This window comes from Streptomyces sp. BE303 (assembly GCF_036290945.1).
In the GTDB taxonomy this organism is placed as follows: Bacteria; Actinomycetota; Actinomycetes; order Streptomycetales; family Streptomycetaceae; genus Kitasatospora.
Genome location: NZ_JAQYWZ010000173.1, coordinates 1 through 438 on the forward strand (window position 1 = coordinate 1; position 438 = coordinate 438).

Sequence of the window (438 nt, forward strand, 5' to 3'; positions counted from 1 at the left end):
CCAGCGCGGCACGGCGGGCTGCCGCTGCGGCGAGCGTGTGGAGATCCCGATCGGCCACAAGTCGCACCTGCTGTGCCTGGGCACGGAGCGCCGCCTCGTCCGTACCGGACAACAGCACCGGCACCAAGGGAAGTTGCACCTCTGCCACGCCGGCGGCTGACCCGACGGCCGCGGGCTCCTCCACCATCACGTGCGCGTTCGTACCGCAGACGCCGAACGCCGACACACCCGCCCGACGAGGCCGGTCCCCGGCGCTCCAGGGCCGCGACTCCGTCAGCAACTCGCCGGCGCCCGCCGCCCAGTTGACCTCGGTCGACGGCTCGTCCGCGTGCAGGGTGGCGGGCAGGGTCTCGTGCCGCATCGCCAGGACCATCTTGATGATGCCGGCGACACCGGCCGCCGCCTGCGTGTGGCCGATGTTGGACTTCACCGACCCGA

General features: G+C 72.8%; 1 protein-coding gene. It reads right to left on the reverse strand.

Annotation, left to right across the window (positions count from 1 at the left end):
* A partial coding sequence (locus tag PUR56_RS01025; protein WP_329947446.1) for a ketoacyl-synthetase C-terminal extension domain-containing protein occupies nt 1-438 on the reverse strand: 438 nt, incomplete at both ends.